Origin of the sequence: Ligilactobacillus pabuli, assembly GCF_022836475.1 — a bacterium.
In the GTDB taxonomy this organism is placed as follows: Bacteria; Bacillota; Bacilli; order Lactobacillales; family Lactobacillaceae; genus Ligilactobacillus; species Ligilactobacillus pabuli.
Genome location: NZ_BQXH01000013.1, coordinates 55,150 through 79,769 on the forward strand (window position 1 = coordinate 55,150; position 24,620 = coordinate 79,769).

Annotated in this window: 19 protein-coding genes; 6 read left to right on the forward strand and 13 right to left on the reverse strand. The window is 43.6% G+C overall.

Going from position 1 to position 24,620, the window contains the following annotated elements:
- Positions 1-279 precede the first annotated feature (279 nt).
- The 3 genes from LPAF129_RS07415 to LPAF129_RS07425 all read left to right on the forward strand — a co-directional run bounded on the left by LPAF129_RS07415 (position 280) and on the right by LPAF129_RS07425 (position 5,040).
- A complete protein-coding gene (locus LPAF129_RS07415) occupies positions 280-1,644 on the forward strand; it encodes an FAD-dependent oxidoreductase (RefSeq protein WP_244055545.1) in 1,365 nt (454 codons plus the stop codon).
- 342 nt (positions 1,645-1,986) lie between these two features.
- Positions 1,987-4,629 (forward strand): cation-translocating P-type ATPase, encoded by a 2,643-nt coding sequence (locus tag LPAF129_RS07420; RefSeq protein WP_244055546.1) that lies wholly within the window; start codon positions 1,987-1,989, stop codon positions 4,627-4,629.
- 12 nt (positions 4,630-4,641) lie between these two features.
- Positions 4,642-5,040, forward strand: coding sequence for a hypothetical protein (locus LPAF129_RS07425; protein ID WP_244055547.1), 399 nt, complete (start codon positions 4,642-4,644; stop codon positions 5,038-5,040).
- Positions 5,041-5,335: 295 nt separating this feature from the next.
- Here the strand turns inward: LPAF129_RS07425 and LPAF129_RS07430 are convergent, their stop codons facing one another.
- From LPAF129_RS07430 to LPAF129_RS07485, 12 genes are all read right to left on the reverse strand, one after another.
- Positions 5,336-5,989: a hypothetical protein gene (locus LPAF129_RS07430; RefSeq protein WP_244055548.1), complete on the reverse strand. Its 654-nt coding sequence runs from the start codon at positions 5,987-5,989 to the stop codon at positions 5,336-5,338.
- 33 nt (positions 5,990-6,022) lie between these two features.
- On the reverse strand, positions 6,023-6,862 hold the full coding sequence (locus LPAF129_RS07435; RefSeq protein ID WP_244055549.1) for an SPFH domain-containing protein: 840 nt from the start codon (positions 6,860-6,862) through the stop codon (positions 6,023-6,025).
- 10 nt (positions 6,863-6,872) lie between these two features.
- The gene (locus LPAF129_RS07440) at positions 6,873-7,214 is read right to left on the reverse strand and encodes a YlcI/YnfO family protein (protein ID WP_244055550.1); all 342 of its coding nucleotides are present in this window, start codon (positions 7,212-7,214) and stop codon (positions 6,873-6,875) included.
- A gap of 180 nt (positions 7,215-7,394) precedes the next feature.
- A complete protein-coding gene (locus LPAF129_RS07445) occupies positions 7,395-7,775 on the reverse strand; it encodes a hypothetical protein (RefSeq protein ID WP_244055551.1) in 381 nt (126 codons plus the stop codon).
- A 100-nt stretch (positions 7,776-7,875) separates the two neighbouring features.
- Positions 7,876-9,024: a uroporphyrinogen decarboxylase/cobalamine-independent methonine synthase family protein gene (locus tag LPAF129_RS07450; protein ID WP_244055552.1), complete on the reverse strand. Its 1,149-nt coding sequence runs from the start codon at positions 9,022-9,024 to the stop codon at positions 7,876-7,878.
- A gap of 29 nt (positions 9,025-9,053) precedes the next feature.
- Entirely contained in the window at positions 9,054-9,959 is a 906-nt protein-coding gene (locus LPAF129_RS07455; protein ID WP_244055553.1) for a coiled-coil domain-containing protein, read from the reverse strand.
- Between the two features lie 184 nt (positions 9,960-10,143).
- Positions 10,144-11,829 carry a glycoside hydrolase family 13 protein gene (locus LPAF129_RS07460; protein WP_244055554.1) on the reverse strand — a complete coding sequence of 562 codons (1,686 nt, stop codon included), beginning with the start codon at positions 11,827-11,829 and terminating at the stop codon, positions 10,144-10,146.
- A 49-nt stretch (positions 11,830-11,878) separates the two neighbouring features.
- A complete protein-coding gene (locus tag LPAF129_RS07465; protein ID WP_244055555.1) occupies positions 11,879-12,703 on the reverse strand; it encodes a PTS system mannose/fructose/sorbose family transporter subunit IID in 825 nt (274 codons plus the stop codon).
- 36 nt (positions 12,704-12,739) lie between these two features.
- Positions 12,740-13,579, reverse strand: coding sequence for a PTS mannose/fructose/sorbose/N-acetylgalactosamine transporter subunit IIC (locus LPAF129_RS07470; RefSeq protein WP_244055556.1), 840 nt, complete (start codon positions 13,577-13,579; stop codon positions 12,740-12,742).
- A 535-nt stretch (positions 13,580-14,114) separates the two neighbouring features.
- On the reverse strand, positions 14,115-14,600 hold the full coding sequence (locus LPAF129_RS07475; RefSeq protein WP_244055557.1) for a PTS sugar transporter subunit IIB: 486 nt from the start codon (positions 14,598-14,600) through the stop codon (positions 14,115-14,117).
- A 35-nt stretch (positions 14,601-14,635) separates the two neighbouring features.
- Positions 14,636-15,064, reverse strand: a complete 429-nt coding sequence (locus LPAF129_RS07480; RefSeq protein ID WP_244055558.1) for a PTS sugar transporter subunit IIA — start codon at positions 15,062-15,064, stop codon at positions 14,636-14,638.
- Between the two features lie 144 nt (positions 15,065-15,208).
- Positions 15,209-17,779, reverse strand: a complete 2,571-nt coding sequence (locus LPAF129_RS07485) for a sigma 54-interacting transcriptional regulator (protein ID WP_244055560.1) — start codon at positions 17,777-17,779, stop codon at positions 15,209-15,211.
- 336 nt (positions 17,780-18,115) lie between these two features.
- Here LPAF129_RS07485 and LPAF129_RS07490 point away from each other — a divergent pair, with 336 nt between their 5' ends.
- From LPAF129_RS07490 to LPAF129_RS07500, 3 genes are all read left to right on the forward strand, one after another.
- Positions 18,116-18,862, forward strand: a complete 747-nt coding sequence (locus LPAF129_RS07490; RefSeq protein WP_244055562.1) for a tyrosine-protein phosphatase — start codon at positions 18,116-18,118, stop codon at positions 18,860-18,862.
- Positions 18,863-19,198: 336 nt separating this feature from the next.
- Positions 19,199-20,251 carry a PTS sugar transporter subunit IIC gene (locus LPAF129_RS07495; RefSeq protein ID WP_244055568.1) on the forward strand — a complete coding sequence of 351 codons (1,053 nt, stop codon included), beginning with the start codon at positions 19,199-19,201 and terminating at the stop codon, positions 20,249-20,251.
- A 30-nt stretch (positions 20,252-20,281) separates the two neighbouring features.
- Positions 20,282-21,223, forward strand: a complete 942-nt coding sequence (locus tag LPAF129_RS07500) for a 2-dehydropantoate 2-reductase (RefSeq protein ID WP_244055576.1) — start codon at positions 20,282-20,284, stop codon at positions 21,221-21,223.
- Between the two features lie 456 nt (positions 21,224-21,679).
- Here LPAF129_RS07500 and LPAF129_RS07505 read toward each other — a convergent pair whose 3' ends face one another.
- Positions 21,680-24,403, reverse strand: a complete 2,724-nt coding sequence (locus LPAF129_RS07505) for an ABC transporter permease (RefSeq protein WP_244055578.1) — start codon at positions 24,401-24,403, stop codon at positions 21,680-21,682.
- Between the last annotated feature and the right edge of the window lie 217 nt (positions 24,404-24,620).

Consider the following 24,620-nt stretch of genomic DNA (forward strand, 5'->3'; position numbering starts at 1 on the left):
CGTTCGACTTTTAAAGTTTGTGAATTTAATTTCAGACAATGTTTATCCTTTATTTCACAAACTATCTGTGTTATTTTTAAATCATCAAAGACATCAGTTACTGCTGAAACTTGGACGTCCACAGTAGTTACTTATCGTTATAGCCTTAATGTCCCACTTTTTACAATAATCAGCTGACAAGTCTAGTGTCGTTTTTTACTCACTTAGTTTGTGAGATAAAATTCAGTTTTTAACAGTTGTATTTTAATACACATGACAATTAGAAGGGAAGTTCTATTCATGAAAGTTATTGTAGTTGGTTCATCACACGGTGGTTACGAAGCAGTTCGCGAAATTTTGGCTGATCAGCCCGAAACTGAGATCCAATGGTACGAAAAAGGCGACTTCTTATCATTTCTATCCTGCGGGATGCAGCTTTACCTCGAAGGTGTCGTTAAGAATGTCAATGATGTCAGTTACGCTACTCCAGAAGATATGCGGGCTCAAGGTGTGGCTGTCTTTACTGAAACAGAAATTACAGCCGTTGATGCGGCCAACCACAGCGTCCAAGTCGTTGATCATGCCCACCACACCCAACGAACTGAAAGCTACGACAAATTGATTTTAAGTCCCGGCGCGATTCCTGCGACCCTCCCTGTTCCAGGAAATGACTTAGCCAACGTTTATCAAATGCGCGGTCGCGACTGGGCCATCAAGCTTAAAGCCAAAACAGTCGACCCTGACGTTCAAAATGTTGTCGTGATCGGTGCTGGTTACATTGGGATCGAAGCTGCGGAAGTCTTCGCTAAAGCTGGCAAGCACGTCACGATCGTTGACATGTTGCCCCGCCTATTAGCTAAGTATTTAGACGAAGAACTAACCACGATTGTGACAGCCGAGATGGAACAACATGACATCAAAGCCGCTCCTGGTCAAGCTATCAAACGGTTCGACGGTCAAGACGGCCATGTCACTGAAGTTGTAACTGATCAAGCAACTTACCCGGCAGACTTAGTGATCGTTGCGACAGGGATCAAAGCCAACACCCAGTGGTTAGCGGAAACACTCGACCTTGATGATCATGGCATGATCGTCGTTGATGACCACCAACAAACCAGTGCCGCTGATGTATACGCCGTCGGGGATGCTACTTTAGTCCGTTTTGCTCCCACTGATGGTACTAAAACGCCGATTGCTCTCGCTACTAATGCTCGCCGCCAGGGACGAATTGCTGGTAAAAATGCGTGCGGTATTCCCGCCACCACTCCGCTGGTTTCCGGTTCCAGTGCACTACCAGTTTTCGATTACAAATTTGCTTCGACCGGTATCAAAGAAGGTACTGCGGGCCAATTTGGCATTGAAACCAAGTCAACATTGGTCACCGACACATTCCGCCCAGCTTTTGTTCCTGCTGCAAACGGCAACGCTAAGGTCTGGTTCAAACTGACCTATGATCCACAAACCACCCGCATTTTAGGAGCACAGGTCTTATCAACGGCAGATATGACGCAAAATATCAATACGATCTCACTAGCGATCCAAGCTAAATTGACCCTCGCTGATTTAGCCTATGCCGACTTTTTCTTCCAACCTGGTTTAGACCGGCCGTGGAACATTATTAACTTGGCTGCACAAAAGGCCTTACGTCAACTAGATAAAGCTTAACTAACTATCAGAAAGAACACTTAACTAACGCCTGTCTTACGGCAATTAAGTGTTCTTTTTTGTTTCCGCACATAAAAATGATTTTAATTTTTTTGTTAAAATAATTGATTTATCTCTTGACGCTTAAACATGAAAGATGATACGCTTAATTACGTAAAGTTGAATATTTTTCAACGTGCCAGCTGGATGTCGTTTGCTCAACTGACGCTTAACTTGACCATTTCCTTCCTCCTCAACTCCTGCTCACCAGCCTGAGGAGTACGTTTCAAGTTATTCCCCCATCTCACACGACTAACCACATCACGAGTGTTAAGTTTCAATTTTAACTACATTTCTGAAAGGATGATTTCAGTGACGAACTCTCCCTCATACCCTGAGAAAGTGCTCGCCAGCTACCACTCCAACGAACAAGGTTTGACCACTAAAGAAGTTGGTGCGCGCCAACAAAAATTTGGTCCCAATGAATTACAAGCAGGCAAAAAGAACGGTCTCTTCCGTCAAATTGTCCACCATCTCTCTGACATTACCTCGTTAGTCCTCTTATTTGCCGTCCTACTCTCAACCTATCTCGCAGTGTCTGGTGCCGAAAAATGGAGCCAGCCGCTCATCATCGGCAGTATTCTAGCGTTGAATGTCTTCATCAGTATCTACCAAGAAAAGAGCGCTGAAAAAGCTCTCTCCGCTTTAAAAAACATGAATGTCCACGAAACGACAGTCATTAGAAACGGTCACCGCCAAACGATCGAGGCAACTGATTTAGTTGTCGGCGACCTGGTTGTTTTAACCGCAGGCGACCACGTTCCTGCTGACGGAAAGTTGCTCACAGCCAATAATCTCACACTCAACGAAGCCGTTTTGACTGGTGAAAGTGAACCGGTCCAGAAAAATGCAGAACCACAAGCTCCTACTACCGAGATCAGTCAGCGGTTTAACGAAGTCTTTTCTGGGACAGGCGTTGTCACTGGTAACGGACTCATGGTTATTTCAGCGATTGGGATGCAAACAGAAATTGGTTCGATCGCCACTTTATTGAATACCACCAAAAAACAAGCAACTCCACTACAAGAAAAATTAACGATCCTCTCAAAACACTTAACTTCCGTTGCCCTACTTGGTGGACTGCTCATTTTTATCATCGGCTTCTTCTTCCGCGGCTTTGATCTTTCAGCCGGTTTGATTATGGGAGTCTCACTTGCCGTAGCTGCAGTCCCAGAAACACTGCCAATTATTGTCACGATCAGTTTATCTTATGGCGTCATCAAAATGGCCAAGAAAAATGCCATCATGCGGCGCGTGAACGCTGTCGAAACCGTCGGTAGTATTGACGTCATCGCCTCCGATAAAACCGGAACACTAACTCAAAATCAAATGACGGTCACTAAATACTGGGTCCCAGAAAATTTACCGGCCGACACTTCCAGTGTAATTTCTCCAGACTCAGACGAATTTCAGCTGATGCGCTTCATGGGGTTAGCCACCAATGCCGAAATCAAAGAAGTTGACGGCCAAACAGTTGAGCTGGGCGACTCCACTGAGCTCGCCATTTTACGCTGGATGGAACATGCCCAAACAACCAGAATGGACTTGGAAAAAGAGTATCCCCGACTCGCAGAAGACCCGTTTGACTCCACCAAAAAATTAATGGGGACCTTACATCAGACTCCATCTGGCAAATATCTGCTGATCGTCAAAGGTGCAATCGACCGTTTACCCTTTCAAGCCACTGACAAGCAGAAAAAAGAAGTTAAGCACATTAACCAACAATTTGCGCAAGATGCCTTACGCGTTTTAGCAGTTGGTTACACACTGTTGGACGAAAAGCCCGCTGAACCGCTAGATGCCACTAAGATTCCGGTCAAACTAGCAGGTTTGATTGGAATTATTGATCCACCTCGACCAGCAGCGATTTCCGCGATCCGCAAAGCCAAAACAGCCGGGATCACCACTTTGATGATCACTGGTGACCACCCAGAAACGGCCAAAGCAATCGCAGTCCAAATGGGAATCGCCACCCCCGCAGACCAAGTCATTACAGGTGCTGATTTACGCCAGCTCAGTGAGGATGAATTACAAGAACGAGCTCCAACAATCAAAGTTTACGCCAGGGTCTCTCCGGCAGATAAAATACGGATCGTTAAGGCCTGGCAGGCAAACGGCTCTACCATTGCGATGACCGGGGACGGTGTGAATGACGCTCCCGCCATCAAGGCCGCAGACGTCGGCATCGCAATGGGAAAAACTGGAACCGATGTTGCTAAAGAGGCCGCCGATATGATTTTAGTCGACGACAATTTTGAAACGATCGTCGCCGCCATCGAAGAAGGCCGCACAATTTATCAAAACATTTTGAAAGCAGTTGAATTCTTAATTGGAGTCAACTTTGCCCAACTCTTCTTAATGATCTTTGCGGTCGCGATGGGCTGGGGTTCTCCGCTGCTAGCGGAACAACTGCTCTTGATCAATATCTTAGCTGACGGGATCCCCGGCTTTTACATTTGCCGTGAAGTAGCCGAAGGACACCAAATGCGCCGGGCACCAATCAGCCGTCACTCTAGTATTTTCGCAGATGGTTTAGCCCAACGTGTCTTTTTCAGGGCACTAGTTTTCACCCTCTTGACCTTAAGTATTTTCAGTTTAGGACTCTTTGTCCTCTCCAATCAAAACTTAGCTTTTGCCAGAACCATGCTCTTCTTAGTCCTGGCATTAGGCTCCATGTTAGACATTTATGTCATCAAATCCAGACAACCATTTTCTCGCCAAACTTTAGTAGAGAATCCGCCTTTAAATTACGGCCTAGCTGGAACAATGCTGCTGGTCATCTCACTAGCGACTGTCCCTGGGCTTCGTGAAATTTTCGGTTTCACCGCTCTCAATGGATTAGCCTGGCTGATCGTCTTGTGCAGTATCTTTATTCCCGGACTGTTATTAGAGCTTAGAAAACGATTAGCTTTACGCCAGGACGCTAAAAATGCAGCGCTCAAATAAGGAGGTGTTAAAATGTTTGCTTTAAAATTCATCTTCGTTCTCTTACTCGTCTTAAATCTCGGCAGTTGTAGCCAAAATGTTTCCTCGGACCTCAAAAGTCATAAGTGGGAATTTACCGCCCAACAACACCACGATTCTGGCTCGATCGTTCGCTTTAATGGAAAAAAAGCAACTTTTGTGAAAGGTGACCATAGTAAAGACTATGCTTATCGCCTTAAAAAGCGCCCCGATGGTACAACTAACTTGATTATTACTCAAAAAAGTAGTGTTTCCCAGCGCGCTCCCACTAAAGAATTTGAGCTCAAAAAGGCTGGGCAAAACTACAAACTGATTCCTAAAAATAAACTGGCCAAACACTATTACGGTGAGGTCCAGCTCATTTCGAGCGGAAAAAGATACAGGATGGAGTGAAACGTTTAGAAAGCGAGCTCCATCGGAACCTGAGCATTAATGCGTTTTAGGCATTGGTGCTTGGGTTTGGATGGGCGGAACTTTCTGTTTCACGCAGCTCGACTAAGAAAACAGGGTGGAGTGAGGTGATCAAGAGACGAGCAATATCGTGACCTGACCTTTAATGCGCTTTTGGCATTGAAGGTTGGGGCGAGATAAGCGGAATCTCTTGTCTCACGCAGCTCGAATACAATCACAGCTCAGCAAAAAACTCAGTCCTCTAGAAGTTTTGTACTTCAGGGGGCTGAGTTTTTGCTTATTTTTTCTGTTGACTGCGTTTCACTGCTTGTTGATAACCAGTAGAATATTCCATACTTTGTGCGTAGGCATCTGCCAGTGAGTCCAACATTCTTTTATTCGTTGGAATCTGTTTTTTAGCCTGTTTTTGTTGGTGCCCACGTTGCTTGCCAGCATTACGTTGGCTGCGTTCTTGGTGACGCTGCTGGCTTTGCTGGTAGCGTTGTTGGTCTCGCTGATTTTGCTTATCTCGCAATTTAGTTTCAATGCCCTTACCATAAGTCTTGTTGTTGCGCCGAAAAGTTTGCGGCTCATTCACGATTTGATCCGTAAAATGTGACTGGCGATAATGTTTGGTATTGAATAATGGCCCGCCTGGAACATGTTGAATCCCGCGCGACTCATCATTGGGTGCCAGTGAACGATACCGCTGGTGTTGATTATGCCGAATTTGTTGGCGCATCATTTTACTAGCTAAATGGTCATTATTGTTAATGGCTCGTTCTGAGGTATGCGCACTTTTTTGCGCCGTTCGCCCAGTTTTACGCTGCGGGACATTTTGGTGTAAGATCCATTTGGCATAGAACCGGTTGCCAAGCACTAACAACCAAATCAAGAGGGCAAAAAACACAGCTATCATTAGCAAAGAAATTACGATCGCAAATATTGTCATTTCATCGACCTCCCTACTGAAAACGGGTCTGTCCTAGTCTTGTTGACTAGCCGGAGCTTCTTGTTTTTCCTTAATAGCCTGGGCTAAGACGGCTGTCTGACCAAACTGGCTGCTGCCATCATTTGGCACAACCACCATGTTAGCTTTCGACTTAGCCAACTCGCTGTAGGCTGCAATCGATTGATTTTTGAAGTAGCGTTGGTCAGTATTGCTTAACCCAGCTTGAACTGTATCGATTCGATAACGTTCCGCATCGGCACGTGTTCTTGTTGCTTGAGCCTGAGCACTGGCGGTTGCCATCAACGCATTATTTTGGGCTTCGTTAGTCAAGCGAATTGATTCAGCCTCACCTTGAGCCTGGGCGATGGCAGCAATTCGTTCCCGGTCCGCCGTTAACTGTTTGTCCATCGCGCGTTGAATTTCATCTGAGGGCAGCAGTTCATCAATGTTGATCCGATCAACGTTGATCCCATAAGTGTTAGTTAAATCTCCGATTGCTTCCGCTAGATCTGCGTTGATTCGGGCAGTCGAACCTAAAGCATCGTTTAACTCCATTCGTCCAATAATATCACGTAAATGACCACGAACTAACTGGGCCATTGATTCAACTGAATCCGTGTTATTGTATTCATATTTCATCGAGTCAGTCACATGATAGTTCAAGGTCACTGACGTCGAAACTTCAGCGTTGTCTTTCGTAATAATTGAATAATGGGGTAATTCAATTGGTTGCATTGCCAAACTAACAGTCCGGATCCCCTGAATAAAAGGAATGTAAAAATGCAAACCTGCTTCAACTGTGTGTTTGTATTTGCCAAACCATTCTACTAATCCCTGGCAATTTTGCGGGACGATTTTAATTCCAAATGCCATCTGCTTCTCCTCATTTCTGTATTGGTTTAATGGTTAAAATATTACCAACCGCTTCAACGACCAAATATGGAATTTCCGGCTGAATTGGCTGGTTATCACTGGTCAAATAGCGATAGTAGATCCCGTTAACTAACACTAATCCGCTATCAGCAAAAATTTTGGCCGGCGGAACAACTTCATTTAAAATCAGACGACTTTCCATCGTCGAGTTAGAAACCGCTGTTTCATCAACTGCTTGTTGCACGCTTTCGACAACCATCTGATTAATACTAAGATGCTTTTTAGCTGCGACTTGTTTTAACCTTTGATAGAGATCTTCTGGAAATCGAATGGTCGTCATTTTTGTTTCCATTGTTCTCACCTCTCTCATTTCAATTTGATATCACACTGATATTATATATTAGTCAGTTGCCAAATGTAAAGCTTAATGCTTCCTAGAAAAAATAAGCCAGGCACAACCCGTACAAACTATTTTTACGGCACCAAAAAAGACCCCTGCCTTACGCAGAAGTCACGACAATTGAATATTCAATTAGATTATACTAAAGACGGCGAAGTAGAAAATAACTGCCTCGATCGTCAAGAATAATTGGGCCACACTCAGTACACTGCCAACCGTCATTGCTTTGACTGGCGACTCAATCCGTCCAATTCTCTCATCATTACCAAGCCATGACAACAAAAGCGTAAGCATTGGGAAGACAAAAACTAAAATTTTTGGCTGTCCAAATAAACTTAGAGCATTTAATGTCATTTGTATGGGAATTTCCCGTGGCAAGTAGATCAGCAAAACCAGCGCCAATACAAACTCGAACATCCCGAAGATTGCAAAGACCGCGGGGATCTTGTGGTAATAATCGCTAAACTTAGCCAAATAGATCACTCCAAATATAGATTTCTTTTCGTTCTCCATTTCCGTTTCTATTATTATCTTACCACGAAATTAGCAGCGTGAAAAAGAAATCAGCTAAGTCTGGTTAAATTTTACCAATGGGATTCTCGCCGCTAATTTATCAAAAATGACAAGCGTCCGCCCGCCAGGTATCTCTGGCAGTTTGCACAACTATCGCTAATTTATGCCACTGCTGCTGTTCAGTTAAATCATTGCCGTCAGCTGTTGAAGCAAAACCGCATTGAGTCGATAGTCCCAAATTTCTAAGCGGCACAATCTCAGCTGCTTCCAAAATTTGATGCTGCAATGCACGTTTTGGTTCTAGCTGCGGCGATTTTGTTGTCACTAACCCTAACACGAAAACTGCTTGCGGCTGGGCGCGGTGGATCTGTGCCAACGGTTCAAAGTTGCCATCAGCCTGCGGATCATCATACTCCATAAAAAAGGCATCATATGGCAATTGCTGCAAAACATGCACGATCGATGCATAGGTGCCGCCGCCCAACGAAGAAGAATGAAAGTTACCCCGACAAATGTGGGTCGCAAAGATCAAATCGTCCGGTGCACTAGCAATGATTTCTTGAATCAAACTAACGATCTCATCTTCCAATTTTTCAACGCGTTCCTCATTTTCTGCGCCCTGCATTCCGGCAACTGGCAAGGTCACACCCAATAACCATGGATCATCAAGTTGGATGTAGCGTAACCCAAGTTCATAAAAACGATTGATCGTTTGTTGGTAAACTTTCAAAATATCAGCTAAATAATCTGCCCGGCTCGCGTAAAAGTCACGGTAGTTGTCGATTACCGCAAAGTCGCCTTCAAATAGCAACGGGGTTGGTGCAGGAATTGTGACTTTGGCTTGGACTCCCAAGGGTAAAATGCTGTGTAAAAACTCAAAATCAGTGAAAAATGGGTGGTCTGGTGCATAGGCTAATTTGCCATTCAATTTTAAACCATCAGCGACTAATTCTTGTCCACTAAAATTCAACTTAAAGCCATCTGGAACAACCTCAACCCCATTCAGTCCGGCCAAGAAGTCCAAGAAAAAATTTTCCCGATTAAATTCGCCATCAGAAACAACGTGTAATCCATGTGCTACTTCTTTTTGGACTAAATCTTGAACTGCATTATGCTCAATTTCTGTGAATTCATCCTGACTGATTTCACCAGTTGCAACTTGCTGATAGGCTGCTTTTAACGAGTCTGGTCGTAAAAAACTGCCGACACTATCATAGGTATAAAAATATTGATGCTGTCTAACCTTCATAAAATTACTCCTTTACTCACTCAGATTGTTTACCCTTGCCACCACTTATAATTGTTCAAGATTCGCTGCGCTTGGTCAGCCGATTGCGCACTGACCATTTGATTAACTGTCGTTTGCAAGTTATCTAAACGGCCATTTAAAATACTGTACACGATTCCGCTTTGTTGGGTCTGATTATCTAACTGTTGCTTGAGGGTCGCTAAGCTTTGCGAGACCTGCTGCATTTGATTTAAATATTCTTGGCGGTATGTGTCTTCATCTCTTTGATAATTCTTAACTGCGTTTTTAGTCTTCTTATAGTTTTGTCGCAGTTCCTTGATCTGCGTATTCGCAGTATCGACCTGATCGCCTAACGAATCATTTTTCCGCTGGAGCTCAGCGATTTGCGTTCCCTGATCAGCAATTTTCTGCCTGGTCTGATAATAACTAACTCCACTCCAAACGACATAAATTGCCAGCACCGCAACTAATGCCCAAAATAGCTTCTTGAACCAGCCTTTTTTCTTTTTGCGCGGTTTTTCTTTGGGTGCTGGTGCAGTCTGATTAGTTTGTGCCGGCTGTTGTTGAGTCGGTTGCACTGGTTGCTGCTGCACGGGTTGTGGTTGCACCGGTGCTTGAACTAGTTGAACTGATTGACGCCGTGTTGGTTGGGTCAAGTCTGTATTTGCTTCACTCGCAGCTGAAATTTTGATTGAAATTTGCCGCAATGGCTGTAAGTTGCCGTTTTCGTCTAACATCGAGATAGTGGCATCATACATGCCGGCCTGTCCGAATTTCACACTGGCCATGTTAACTAATAATTTGCCGGTCAAATCCTGACCAGTCCGGTCATCAATGGCTGTTGCATTGGTCAAATGTAAAACATCTTCACCTGTTAAGGCAGTTTTGGTATCAATTGAAATTAGGTCTTTAGAAACTGTTACTTCTGGTTTCATCCTTGGTTCACCCCTGTTATCTGGAAAATCGTCTTTGCGCTGATTTCCCGACTTTGATCTACCCTTAATTTTATCCGAAAGAACCGCTGAAAACAAATTACCTGCTGAAAAGATCAGTCCAGACTAACTTGTTTGCCAGGAAACGCAAAAAAGACAAGCATCATTGCCTGTCTTTTAAGTTAATCTATTGTTGTTCTTCGTAAACCAGTGCTTCCCATGGACGTAAAGCTTGATCTTCACTCTCCAACTTAGTGCGCTGATAGTTAGAAAGAACTACTTTACTAGTCTCTTTTACAGCCAAGTACTGCTGTAAGTCTAATTGATCGTTGCTTAAATTAACCACGATTGTCCACTTTTGTCGGCCTAAAACTCGTTCATAGCTGAAGACCCGCGGATCTTCTGGTGCCAGCAAATGATAAGTCCCATCGCGTAAAATTAAGTTTTGATGACGTAATTCGATCAACTGACGGTAATAATTGGCAACTGATTTTGAGCTTTGCTGGTCTTTTTTAACGTTGATCTCTGAATAACGCGGGTTGACCTTAAACCACGGTTCAGCCTCTGAGAAACCAGCATTTTGACTGTCATCCCACTGCATCGGGGTCCGGCCGTTATCCCGGCTGATCTGATGAGCTGCCTTTAAAAAGTCCGCTTCAGAAATCGTTTGCCGTGTCTTCACAAATTTGTCATAGTTTGTCCGTAATTCAACATCTTCATAATCGCTAAGGGCAAAATCTGGGTTAGTCATTCCAATTTCTTCACCCTGATAGACAAACGGTGTCCCCTGCAAGCAATGCAAGACTGTCGCAAAAGCTGTCGCACTTTCGTAGCGGTATTCCTGATCATTTCCCCACCGTGAAGGTGTCCGTGCTCGGTCATGGTTTTCAAAATACAAGGCATTCCAACCATGGTCTCGCAAGGAATCTTGCCATTCACTCAGAATTTTCTTGAGTGCCACAATGTCAGCCGGCTGCACATCCCAGCGACCATTTTGACCACCCGGTTTCCGGTCGATATGCATATGCTGGAAAGTAAAGACCATGTCGAGTTCCTGACGTTCGGGATCGACCAGTTGGCGAGCATCAATACTCTTAGATGCTGGTGCTTCCCCAACACTCATCATGTCAAATGGGGCTAAAACTTCCCGGTTGATCTCATGAATAAATTCATGCATCCGCGGTCCATTGTCTTGGTTGCCAACCACGTATTTTTCTCCCGCCTGTCCTGGATTATCAGGAAATTCCTGATTTTTAGAGATCGACGTAATAATATCCATCCGCCAGCCATCAACACCCTTGGCTTTCCAGAAACGCATCAGGTCATAAACCAACTGCCGCACCCGCGGATTCTCCCAGTTTAAATCAGGCTGCTCGATCGCATAGTAGTGAAGATAGTGCTGCTGGCGCTGCTCGTTCCATTCCCAAGCAGAGCCGGAGAAGTTTGACCCCCAGTTGTTCGGCTCACTGCCATCCGGTTGAGCATCTTTCCAAATGTAGTAATCACTGAAATAGTTATCTTTTGATTTGGCACTTTCCTGAAACCATTCATGCTGGTCAGATGTCCCGTTAACAACCAGATCCATAATAATCTTCAGTCCGAGTTGATGAGCTTGGTCGATCAATCGATACAGATCCTCGTTTGTCCCAAAGCGCGGGTCGACTGTCCGGTAGTCTGCAATATCGTAACCATTATCGACCTGCGGAGAAACATACAAAGGATTCAACCAAATTGCATCCACCCCTAAAGATTTAATATAGGGCAATTTGGCAATGATCCCATTCAAATCACCATAGCCATCGTTGTCGCTGTCGTTAAAACTTTTCGGGTAAACTTGGTAAATTACCGCGTTTTTCCACCATTCTGAATTCATAGTTCTCCTCATCTCTATCTAATGCCCAACTCTTAATTTTTGTCAGTGTTTAAACAATTCCAGCCAGTGATGCCAAAACTGAAATAATAATGATAGCAAAAATCAAAGTGTTCAAAGAAACGTTCTTTTTCTTGATCAAATAAAAGCAGCCTAAGGTAATTAATAATGGTAACAAGCCGATGAAGACTTGGTCCAACACGCTTTGGGTTTCCAAAACTTTCTTGCCAGCAACGACCATGTTCCACTTCACTTTTAAAGTGACCATTTGACTAGTCATCGCACCGACCATCATTAACCCGATCGTACTTGCGGCCTTGGTCAAAATATTGATCAAACCATTCTCGTACAACTGTGAAATATAAGTTGACCCTAAAGTATAACCCATCTTCCCACTGTACCAGCGAATTAACTGCACTGGGACGTTAAAGATCAATAAGAATACGATCGGTGCTAAGATATTGCCTGATTTGGCCAAACCAATGGCGACCCCAGCGGCAATTGCTTTTAAAACACCCCAGAAAACTGAATCCCCGATTCCGGCTAACGGTCCCATTAATGAAGTCTTGATCGCGTTAATTGAATCAGTGTTAAAGTCTTTGGTCTGTGAATTTTCTTTTTCCATTGAAGCAGTGACACCCATAATAAATGGCACTAACGCCAAATTACTATTGAAGTATGAGTTATGGCGGACCATCGCTTGCTTCTTTTCTTCCTCATCATCATAAAATTCATTGATGAATGGCAGCATCGTATATTCAAAACCTGACGCTCCCTGTTTAGCAGGTGTAACTGCTGAATAAAGTGTAAATGAACGCCAGTACATTTGACGTAACAGTTTCTTTTCTCTTGATGTCAAATCATTTTTATCAGCCATTAGTTAAAAGCCTCCTCTAAATTATCAACTTCTTGTTTAGCTAAAGAAGTCGTCATTTTCTAACTCATCTGTAGTTTCAATATTAGTTTGTCCAGTTGAACTAGCTGCAGCAACTGGGCGTTCATCAGCTTTCTTCTCAATTTTGTGCATTCTGTAATCGTTTTGTGCAGACACGACCCCGATCACGATTGCCATCACAGCAACAGCGATTAACGGAACCTTGAAGTACGCAACGATCAAGAAGCCTAAGAAGTAGTAAACTGAAATATTGTTTTCCCACAAGATCTTCATCAGCATTGCCATCCCGACTGCTGGTAACAAATTACCCGCAACAGATAGACCGTTGATAATTGAAGCTGGGATCATGTTGATCACGTTTTGTGTGGCAGTGGAACCGAATAAAATAGCAAAAAATGGAATCAATGAATATAAGAACCACTGTAAGGTCCACAAGCCAAAATGCAGGCCAGTATATTTTCTTTGTTTGCCAGCAGCTGCCAAACGATCAAAGACACCAGCGAAAGGTCCAACAACTAAAACATAAATCAAGGTCTTAACTTCGACCCCGATGATTCCCAAAGGAATAGCAATTGGCAAAGCCACACCTAAGCCGCCATGCATGTTGATCGCAAAAGCAACGGCTAAGGCACTAGCAAGTCCAGGTTCGGCGGCCATGGCGCCCCCAATATTAACGACACCCATAAAGATAGTTTCCAAAGAAGCCCCTAGTAACAAGCCAGTTTGGACGTCACCTAATAACAAACCGACAATAGGACCAATAACAATAGGACGTCCGAGTTGGGTAAAGCCCAACAGTTCCTGACCACCAACGGTCAAGAAGACGACTAAAGCGACAACGATCGCTTGGTATAACATGATTTCTACCTCCTAATTTATAAACAGAGCGGAGTGAGGCGCTTAAGAGACGAGCATGATCGTAACCTGACCTTTAATGCGTTTTAGGCATTGAAGGTTGGGTTTTGATCAGCGGAATCTCTTGCCTCACGCAGCTCGACTAAGATCACAGAGCGGAGTGAAACGGGTAGAAAGTGAGCACCATCGGGACTCAGGAGTTAATGCGGTTTAAGCATTGACCCTGAGTTTGGATGGGCGGAACTTTCTGTTTCACGGAACTCACCTAAGATCACAGAACGGAGCAAAGCGGTTAGCTCCCGAGCATTATCATAGCCGAGCCTTAAATACGTATTTGGCATTAAAGGTTGGGCTGAGATAAGCGGAAGGGGCTGCTTTGTGCAGCTCGACTAAGATCACAGAGCGGAGTGAGGCGCTTAAGAGACGAGCATGATCGTAACCTGACCTTTAATGCGCTTTCGGCATTGAAGGTTGGGTTTTGATCAGCGGAATCTCTTGCCTCACGCAGCTCACCTATGAATAACCGTTCACTTTTCGCCTACAGTTTCTTTAATTCATCAGCTGCCAAGATCTTCTTATTATCTGGCAAGTTTTGTAGCGCTGTTTCAGGGTAAAGCTCAACTAGTTTACGCAAGTTTGCGATTTCTTCGTCAGTTAACATCACGAATTGAGTAAAGGTATGTTTTTGTCCTTCAACGGCTTTCCCAACATTACCGATATTGACGTAATTGATACCAGGTAATTTTTCCGCTAACAATACGGCGTCACCAACAGTTCTAACCAAAACTAACAATTTCATCTTCCCGGCACGAGGGTCTGACAATAAATCGATCGCACCCTGTACTGATTTGATGATTACCTTCAAGCCGCTAGGAACAGCCATCTTTAGTGCCATCTTTTGCATTTCATCATTAGCTGTTTCATCGTTAGCTACCACGATGCCATCGAGGTCAAGGGCGCGGGACCAGACCATCGCAATTTGTCCGTGGATTAATCTTTCGTCTACTCTAAGTGCTTGTATCATAATTTGTTCTTCCTTTCGTAATTAACCTGTTTTAATTAAGCAAAAAAATCATCATCTGTTGCTTCCGTTTCGTTCGGTGTTTCCAGCTTCACTTTTTGTAAGCTTGCCCGTCCGCTTTGTAACAACTGATCAACAAATTCTTCCGTAATTGGTTCCGCCGATAACAAAGCCTCTAGAACAACTGGCAGATTGAAACCAGCGATAATAAAGACGTTTGTAAATTTAGCTGCCCGCACGCTGATCTGCTGATTAACGCTGCCGCCAAACAAATCGGTAAAGATCAACACGTGGTCCTCATCTGTCAGTGTGGCAAAGAAATTGTCTAACTGACTTTCCAAACTAGCACCGTCTTCGTTATATGCTGCAATGTAACTAATATTTTTATTTTCACCAGCAAACAATTCGATCGTACTTTGAGCTCCAGTCGCAAAGTTGGCGTGGGAAGCTACTAAAAACTTATTCACTGTTGTACACCTCCAAATTTTTTCCTTTGACACTAACACATATAGCAAAAAGCGTGCCAACTTTTTAAAAGCCTATGTTACCGGGCTTTTTGTGCATAGAAAAAAGAAGTGCTTGATTTTTTAAGCACTTCTTTAAGCAGTTATTTAAATTAATGTTTTAAATAGTTCATACATTAATGACAATTCATAGTCATCAATTTTAATATTATACTTCGTTTCCGCAGTATGAAAAATATTTCGTGCGACCGAATAAAACTCCTCTTCCGTTGCCGTCATTTCACCAGGCTTAGCTTGCTGAACGGACCGCTCACTGCTTAGCATCATCCGTTCAAACATCAAAGCAATATGCATGTAGAGGTTTAATTTAATTTTTCCGTTCAGTTCCAAATGATAATATTCTTCAAATTTTGCGACGATTTCTTGGACTTCTGGGATCACTACTTCCGGATTCATAAACCTCAGCCGCCCTTTAATGCCGCCAATCGTGAAGAACCGTAACAATTCATCCATCAAATCGTTGACCGTGCGCTTATTTTCACCCATTTGCTCCAGTAAGCTACGCAGTTTCATATCACCATTTTCATCCATAATGTCATAAATATTAATGACTTCTGCCACGTTTTGGGCCGGAACATCTGCCGTCGTCAGGACAAAGCGCGTATTTTTAAAGTAAGAGTGATCATGCCCTTGCAAGGTAGCCTTCAAATCGCGATAGTCCATCGTAATAATTTCGACTTCGCTTTGTAAGGTCGCTGCTAAAATCTGCTTAACTTCCCGCGATAACCCCACGCCTGACATACATGAAACAATGATGTTGGGCTGTTGCGATAATCCTTCATAGTACTGGATATTCATACTTTCAGGGTACTTTTCTGCCCGAGCAGTGATCTCCTTAAACGTCAGTTTTTGTTGTAGTTGCAAACCAATATCTAAAGCAATTGCCGTGGTCAAATTATTGATCACTAACAGGTCCGTATCTAAGAGTGCCTTAATTTCTTGGTAGAGGTTGCTTAGCGAGCCCATATCAAATAGTAAGACTGTTCCAGCATAGTCACGTCCTTGTTGCTGAATATACTTATTGATCTGCTGACTAATTTCCTGGTTAGAAACATCAATCGGCATATCAAAAGCTTCGAAAATATAATTACCGCATAGTTCATTGACGACTGAGCAGATACTCGATGCCATTCCACCGCCATGACAAACCATCATTGCCAACAGGTCTTGATCTTCGATTTTCTCAGCTTCATGGGCAAAAACCGTGTAGAGTAAAATGACTTGCAGCCATTCTGGATCAACCGCTAGGTCCACCAACTTCAGCAGCTGACGGCAGAGATACGTAGTCCGGGGATAATGGCTAGCACTTAAAGTCGCTAACTGGGTGGCAGCTGGAACTTGACTCGTTTTTTGAAGCAAACTGACCATTTTAGCCACTCGTTGCAATTGCCCGTCGCTAACCGTTTTGACCACACCATAACGTCGACTGATCTGCTGGAGTGCTTGGCGTAGTTCTGCTTCTAAGTAGGACGTAAAGTAAGGGTCTAAAATTAAACTAGCGGATGTTTTTTGCAAATCACGTAAAAATTGTGTGACTGCCAACGCCTGCTCATTGATCTGGAACGACTGTTGTTCGCCAGTTATTAAAGTGCTTAACAATGTGCTCAGGTGGTTTTCTAAGTCCATCTTTTGGCTTAAAACTAACTGTTGGCCGCTCGCTTTGATCAACCAGCTGGTTTCTTTTTCAGGTGTGCCGACCTCTACGACCGGCGCCTGACCAGCTTGACTAAAAGCTTCAGCACAAAGTAATTTAATTTGATTGGCAAGTGAGCCCACATTTCCCAGCTGATTTGTCGTTAATAACTGTTTGATCACTGCACGAGAAATGCGAACATCGCGCTGCATTTCAGCTGCTTCGAGTTTGAAAAAATGTTCGATCAATTCACATTGCTCCAACAAGGGCCGTTGTGAGATCGCCGTTAGTTCAACTTGCAATGGTACTCGTCTGCGGAAGGTTTCTAGTAAATGATTAGCTATATTTTCGGTTGTTGCAAAAATAAAGCGGACATTGACATGCTTAGCTTGTTGATTTTCACCCAGTGGATAAAAATCACCAGAATCTAAGAGCACAAATAATTTTTCCTGACTTTCACGCGGTAAACGATGGACCTCATCCAAAAACAAATATCCACCATCGGCCTGGTCGACTAAGCCCGGCATATCAGTGTTGGCTCCCGTAAACGCACCCTTTTTATAACCAAAAAGAACTGATGAGAGCAGTTCCGGGTTATTCGCATAATCTGCACAATTTAACACAACAAACTTAGCATTTTGTGCCACGACTCCTGTTTCCTGGGCATATTTGAAAATCAACGATGCTAAGTAACTTTTACCAACTCCTGAGGGGCCAGTAATAATCAGTGGAAAACCATCCGGTGGATAATTAACAGCCGACTTACATTCAGCCACCGCTTTTTTCAAACTACCATCCGCACCGATCATTGCAGAAAAAGCATCTCCAGCTACCGCCAGTTGCCAGTATACCGGCTTAGTTCCTCCCTTTAGAAGTAACCCTTCGTGGAAAAGTTGTGATAAATAAGAACTAGTCACTCCACGTGACAGTCCCACCGCTTGCGCTACTTCCTGGGTCGTCACTTTAGTAGTTGCTTGTAACAGCCCTTTCACTTGTTCTAAAACACGATATTTTGCTTTCGGCAAATCTTCACCTCATTTGACAATTCCATCTAAACGTCATGTGCTCAAATTTATTTAAACACTTTTAGTCGTCTTTAGCAAAAAGATATTTACTGAACTTGCCGATTCACATATAATTAGCATCAGAGACAGATTTAGTCAAGCTGCGTGAGGCAAGAGATTCCGCTGATCTCTTAAACACCTCACCCCCCTCTGTGTTCTTAGTCGAGCTCCGCAAACCAGGATCTTCCGCCCATCCAAACCTAGAACTAATGTCGAAAACACATTAGTTCTAGGTTCCGATGGTGCTCGGGTCCTCCCGGTTTGCTCCACTCTGTTATTAAATAAGGAGAGAAATTTATGTCACAAATTCAACCAGTTAACTTTAGAGATATTGGCGGAATTCCTGTTGCCAACGGAACTCTGCAACGGCAAACTTTTTTCAGAAGCGGCCAAATTGTCAACGTTGAACCTCAAACTGTCGACTTCTTAGAAAAATCTTGTAACATCAAAACCATTTACGATTTTCGTAGTGCCGAAGAATTAGCCAAAATGCCCGATACTGTCATTCCGAGTGCCGCCTTTAAGCACCTCGACATTCTTGCGACAGCATCCGCTAACCAAGCTTCTTTGGACGAAATGATGGAAGGAACTGGCGATGCCTACCAAAATATGTTGCTGACCTATGAACAAATGATCACCAGCTCCTCCGCTCAGGCTGGCTACGCCCAATTCTTAACTGACTTAGTCACGACTCAAGAACCATTGTTATTCCACTGTTTCGCTGGTAAGGATCGGACTGGACTCGCAGCGGCTCTGATTTTAAAAGTTGCCGGTGCTTCTGAACAGCAGATCATGACCGACTATCTCAAAACTAACGAACTACGTAAAGAAGCTAACCAACAAATCATGGATCATTTTAAGGATTCCATGAGTGAAGAAGATCAACGTCAATTACAAATTGCTTTAACCGTGGCCCCCGAATATTTGACCCGCGCTAAACAAACAATTACGGATAATTACGGTGATTTTGACCATTACTTACAAGACGGCCTACATCTTGGGCACGACTATGTGGCTGAGTTCCGTCACTTATACGTTAAATAAAGTACCGTTCAATCTGACAAAAATAAGTTCTTCATATTATATGGAGGGCTTATTTTTTATGGTCCAAGTATCTCACTTTTAAAATAATTAATTCACATTATTTGGTTAAAATCAACCTTACCTGTCTAAAATAATCCTTAGAATAGGATTTAAAGCAATTAAGAGTTTAAATATTATTGTTGCATAATTCACAAATGATGATAAAATGAACTTGTATCGTATACGACATTCATTATTTCACTGGTGATTTTGCCGCAAGCTACGGCTAAGATCACTGCAGCACTTTATGACACAACTATACTTATCGAGCTAGTCGTTCAGAAAGTAGGGAGAAAGATGGAAAAAGCAGTTCATTCAACCACGATGTCACCAAAAATTTTCTTCAATAAATTATTGGCTGGTACCGCTCAAGGAACAATCATTGCCCTGATTCCAAATGCCGTTTTAGGCGCTATTTTAAAGTATTTTGCTCAATATGCTATTATTCAACAAATTATCAACGCTGGGTTAATTTTCCAGCTGGCAACCCCTTTGATCATCGGTGGGTTGATTGCCAAACAGTTTGATTTCACACCTAATCGGATCATGATCGTCGCCGGAGCTTCCTTTGTCGGGAGCGGCGTGATCAAATTTGACAAAGCGGCTGGCGGCTTCGTTGGCGCTGGGACAGGTGATGTTATCAACATCATGATCACCGCTGCGATCGCAGTTGGAATCGTCGCTTGGTTAGGCGACAAGCTAGGTTCCGTTGAGATCATCGCGATGCCGATCATTGTCGGAACTGGTGCTGGTGTCATTGGGATGCTGCTCTACCCTTATGTCACTTTAATTACCGTTGCTTTAGGGAATCTGATCAACAAATTTACGGAACTTCAACCACTTGCTTTGAGTATCTTAATTGCCTGCTCATTTGCCGCACTGATCATTTCACCGATCACCACCGTTGGGATCGGTCTGGCGATCCAGTTAAATGGAATCTCTGCCGGTGCAGCTGCAATGGGTGTGGCCGCAACGACCATCGTTTTAGTCGTTAACTCTTGGAAAATCAACGAATCCGGTGTTACTTTAGCGATTGCTTTAGGCGGGATGAAAATGATGATGCCTAACTTATTCAAATACCCGATCACACTGCTGCCATGTTTATTTACGGCTATTATTTCGGCTATCCCAGTTGCTTTACTAAACATTTCTGGAACACCGCAATCAGCCGGTTTCGGTTTAGTTGGAATCGTTGGTCCGTTGGCTTCGTTAGACGCAGGTTTAAACATCCTACTGGTTGTCGTTTGCTGGTTGCTCGTTCCGTTAGCCGCAGCCTTCCTGGCGAAGTTCTTATTTGAAAAAGTCTTCAAGCTATACGACAGTAAAAAAGTCTTTAAATATCAAGGTTAATTACCATTCATAAAAAGGAGAGAGTTTAAGATGAAAATTATTATTGCTGGTGCAGGTGCTATGGGTAGTCGATTCGGTTTAATGCTTCATCAAGCTCATAATGATGTAATTTTGATCGATGGATGGCAAGACCACCTCGACCACATCAACCGCGATGGTTTGATTGCTGATTTTAACGGCCAAGAAATTGTCGCTAAGATCCCGGCTTATCACCAAGACCATGCCAATGAAATTGATTTCGATGCTGACTTGATCATCGTCTTCACTAAGGCAATGCAGCTAGACCACATGATGGCATCAATTCAAAACATGATTGGTGACCAGACTAAGATCCTTTGCTTATTAAATGGTTTAGGTCACGAAGACACTTTGGAAAAATATGTTTCCAAAGACCACATTTTATTAGGTAACACCATGTGGACTGCCGGTTTGACCGGTCCTGGTAAAGCCAAATTATTTGGCGATGGCTACCTAGAATTACAAAGCCTTTCCACTACTGGTAAAGCAGCTGCTGATAAAGTGATCGATGTTTTAAATGGTGCGAAATTAAACGCCAAGTATTCAGAACACATCTTATCTTCGATCTACCGGAAAGCCTGTGTAAACGGCACTATGAATGGACTCTGCACGATTTTAGACAGCAACATGGCCGACCTTGGGGCAACTGCTCCAATCGATGACATTGTCAACAGTATCGTGAATGAATTTGCCGCTGTCGCTAAACATGAAGGTGTCGAACTAGACTTAGACCAAGTCTTAGCTCAAATCAAGAGCTGTTATGACCGTGAGACGATTGGCTTACACTATCCATCGATGTACCAAGATTTGATTACTAACCAACGCCTGACTGAAATTGACTATATTAACGGTGCAATTGCCCGCAAAGGTCAAAAATACGGCGTAGCGACCCCTTACTGCAGTTTCTTGACCCAGTTGATTCACTGCAAGGAAGAACTACTAGGCGCGAAGTAAAGAGCATTCTCGTCCATTATAAAAGGTTCCCTGTTTTCTGAACTGAAAGCGGGGAACCTTTTTTCTGTTTGCAATTATCGGATAATCCGCCGGCTTTTAGACTATGCTCTTTTTATCGATGTTTTTGTGCATACTTGCGCCGACTATGCCAGTTTCTACCGTTTTCTGTGCATACTTACGCCGACTATGCTAGTTTCTACCGTTTTCTGTGCATACTTACGCCGACTATGCTAGTTCCACTTTAATTAGTTACCTGAGCGCATAAAAAGACGAGCCGCAAAATTAATTTGTGCCAAGGCACGCTCAATTTTGCGACTCGTCTCCAGATACGCTGTGTTTAGTCGAGCTACTCAAAGCAGTTCCTTCCGCTTATCCAAGCTCACCTTCAATGCCTAAAGCGCATTAAAGGCGGGCTCCGATATGCTCAGGAACTAAACGCTTTGCTCCGCTCTGTGTTTATTCGCTCGAATTCAATGCACTGATCATATCAATTTGCCGTAACTTGCGATGGGTCACCGCCATCACGATTGCCGAAAAGACGATTGTCATTAGCGCCGAAATTACATAACCCAGCCAGTGGATCACCACCGGAAAGACCATCATGTTACTTGAAGCATAAATCAGGATAAACCAGTTTAGCAGCCAGCCAACTCCAAAACCCAACACGATTCCACACACCGTAAAGATCATATTCTCACGGACGATCAGCATCGTGACCTCTTTATCATAGAATCCCAACACTTTAAAGGTCGCTAACTCTCGCTGCCGTTCCGAAATATTGATATTGGTTAAATTATATAGCACCACAAATGCCAAGGTCCCTGACAACACAATGAAAATCAGCACGATGGAGCTCATACCTTTGACTGATTTCTCAAGTTTTTGTTGCGAATCATGCGTGAATGTCGTATTTAAAACTTGGCCGGTCTTGGTCAATCGATCAGCCAAAGCTGTCCGTTGCTTGCCCGTTTGCTTTTTAGTCCGGACCAAATACGAATTTGTCTCCGCCTGATGCCCGACCACTTTTTTATAGTAAGCTGTGCTCAAATAAACGTTATGACCCACGTAATTTTCAGTAGTTTTAGCCAGTTTGATCCGATACTCATGTCCATCCTGGTCTTCAAAATGCAGGTCGTCTCCTCGTTTCAGCCCATAAGCTTGTGCCAAGCGCTGACTGACGACTGCCCCTTCTTGCGGCAGCTTCTGGGTCGTCTTTTTTTGCGGGTGTAACAATGGAACATACTTACTAAATTTGTCGGCCGAACTAACCGCATACAACGACGCATCCTGATTACTGGCATTTTTTTGGCGGAAAGTAACTTGTTCCAAATGAACGGGCAAGTAGCTTTGAACATCTTTAGCGTCACCTAAAAGCTGCTTGACCGCCTTGTCTTGCTTATTTTTTAAAGTTACTAATGCTTGATAGCGATTAACCTGAGTAAACTGCTTAGTTCCAGGAGCTGGGATCGAATCATTCAAACCAAACCCAGCTAACATCAATCCGGTACACCCTGCGATCCCAAAAATTGTGAGGATCATCCGTGACTTATAGCGGAAAAGGTTACGCACCGTGATTTTCTGGGTAAAGCCCAACCGGCGCCAGAAAAAGGAAATTTTTTCTAATAAGATCCGTTTTCCAGCCTTAGGCGCTTTTTCAACTAGTAAGTTCATCGGCTTCTCGCGCAGATCTCGAACCAAAACTAACACCACTGAGCCCACTGTCGCTAGTAGCGCCGCTCCGCTCGCCAGCCAAATTAGCTGCGGATAAAATTTAGCGGTGAAATCTTGAAAAATGTACATATTTCCCGTCATGGCAAAGAACACTGGCGGCAATGCTTTACTCCCAATCAATACCCCTAAGACGCTGCCGATCAGCGCTGTCAGCAAGGCATACAATAAATACTTGGTAGAAACTTCTAACTTTTTATAGCCTAAAGAAAGCATCGTGCCAATTTGCCGGCGGTCTTCCGTGATCATCCGTGTCATTGTCGTAAAGGTAATTAAAATCGCAATAAAGAAAAAGAAGACCGGAAAAATATTGGCGATCGCATCGATTCGGTCTGACAAGCTTGCATAATCTGTAAAGCCGGGTAAATCTGTCCGTTTATTTGTCAAATAAGTTGGCCGTTCGATTTTAGTTTTTTTATTGAGCTGTGCTTGCCCTGCCGTTAATTTGGTTTGTGCCTCAGCTAACTGTTTTTGTTGCTGCTGGAGGCTTTGTACTTGAGCTGCCAACTGTTGACTAGAACCAGCCAGTTGTTGTTTGGCGGCTTGTTCTCCAATTTGCGCACTGAGCACCTGCTGCTGTTGCTGCAAATTAGCTTGGGCTTGTTTTAACTGAGCTTGCCCAGCTGTCAACTGTTGTTTGGCCTGGGTCAATTTTTCTTGTTGCTCAGTTATTTTTTGCTGTGCTGGTGCACTCTTTTGGCGGGCAAGCTTTTGTAATTCAGCCTGCCGGGCTTGTTGACGTTGCTTGAAAATTGGCTTTAAGCGCGTAATTTTTTGATTCAACTGCCGTTTGTAAGCCGCTGAAGCATAGCTTTGACCCGCTAGCGAATTAAACCGCAAATACATTTGTGCGTAGGCGTCTTGCGTAAAGTTTTTTTGCGGAACATAAATAAAGCCGTTTGCTTGACCATCGCCCACTTCCAAATTACCGCGCTCTTCATTGGCAATAAACAGCGGCGAATTCACGAAACCCACCACCTGATAGCGGCTATTTTTTAAATTATCATCTGTAATTTTGAGCGTCGAACCTAACTTATAAGTAGATCTGAGTTGGTCATCGACCACAATTTGTTTTGGTGTCCGCGGCAAATGTCCCGCTGTGACGATCAAGCGATTTTGTTTGTCAGCTGCTGAGTAAGAATAAACATGCAAGTTTTTATGGTGCTTTTTTTCAACATAACTAAAGCCCTTACTCAGTTGGACCTTGACCCCACCGATTTTTTCGACTGCTTTGCGGTCTGCTTGTGTGAGTCCTCCCGTTGAAATTATCTGGAGATCAGACATCTGATTCTGGTCAATTTCATGTTGTGCACTGGCCGTCAAGTCCGGGCCAACACTTTTAACCCCCACAAACAACAAAACTCCCATTAAAATAATTAAAATAATCGCAATAAAGCGTCCAAGCGAAAAACGAATATCTCGTAGGGCAGACTTCAAATACGTTTTTTTCAAAACTTCACTTCCTCGTCTTAAACCTAGTCTACGTTGCCCCTTAAGTATAGCGAATTCCCCTTAATTACGCTAGCGTTTGCCCATGGACCTGTCGTCAAATTGGAGATCGGGTAGGAGATAGTTCACACTATCGACCTCCCACACCACCGTACGTACGGGACCGTATACGGCGGTTCAACAACTTAAGCTTTTGCTTGAATAGACTGGTACAGTTTGG